Genomic DNA, 1,136 nt, shown 5'->3' on the forward strand with positions numbered 1-1,136 from the left:
ATCCAGTCGGTCGGCGTGATCGGTGCCGGCACCATGGGCGGCGGCATCACCATGAACTTCCTCAACGCGGGCATCCCGGTGAAGATCCTCGAGATGAAGCAGGAGGCGCTGGACCGCGGCATCGCCACCATCCGCAAGAACTACGAGGCCCAGGTCAAGAAGGGCAAGCTCAAGGCCGACAAGTACGAGCAGCGCATGGCCTTGCTGTCCACCACCCTGGACTACGACGACCTGAAGGACGCCGACCTCATCATCGAGGCCGTCTTCGAGGAGCTCGGCGTCAAGGAGAAGGTCTTCAAGGAACTCGACCGCGTCGCCAAGCCCGGCGCCATCCTCGCCTCCAACACCTCCACGCTGGATGTCGACAAGATCGCCGCCTTCACCAAGCGCCCGCAGGACGTGGTCGGCATGCACTTCTTCAGCCCCGCCAACGTCATGAAGCTGCTGGAGGTCGTGCGCGGCAAGCACACTGCCAAGGACGTGCTCGCCACCGTCATGGGCATCGCCAAGAAGATCAAGAAGACGGCAGTGGTCTCCGGCGTGTGCGACGGCTTCATCGGCAACCGCATGATCGAGCAGTACTCGCGCCAGGCCGGCTTCCTGCTCGACGAGGGCGCCACCCCCCAGCAGGTGGACCGCGCCATCGAGAAATTCGGCTTTGCCATGGGCCCCTTCCGCATGGGCGACCTCGCCGGCAACGACATCGGCTGGGCCATCCGCAAGCGCCGCGCGGTGGAGCATCCCGACATGAAGTACAGCCGCACCGCCGACAAGCTCTGCGAGCTCGGCCGCTTCGGCCAGAAGACAGGGGCAGGGTGGTACGACTACCAGGCGGGCAAGCGCGACGCCATCCCTTCGCCGCCGGTCAACAAGATGATCGAGGACCACCGCAAGGAGCTCGGCATCACCCCGCGCAAGATCTCCGACGACGAGATCGTCCAGCGCCTGGTCTACGCGCTGGTCAACGAGGGCGCGCACATCCTCGAGGACGGCATCGCCTCCAAGCCCGGCGACATCGACATGGTCTACCTCACCGGCTACGGCTTCCCGGTGTGGCGCGGCGGCCCCATGCACCATGCCAACCAGGTCGGCCTCTTCAACGTGGCCCAGGCGATGAAGCGCTTTGCCAGGAACCC

At 65.4% G+C, this 1,136-nt stretch carries 1 protein-coding gene; it reads left to right on the plus strand.

Annotated features, from left to right (window positions below; translation table 11 throughout):
* Positions 1-1,136, plus strand: a 1,136-nt coding sequence (locus ACMGEZ_RS29650; RefSeq protein ID WP_436825855.1) for a 3-hydroxyacyl-CoA dehydrogenase, incomplete at both ends; no start/stop codon positions are given.

The organism is Variovorax stachyos (assembly GCF_051400855.1).
GTDB lineage: Bacteria > Pseudomonadota > Gammaproteobacteria > Burkholderiales > Burkholderiaceae_C > Variovorax.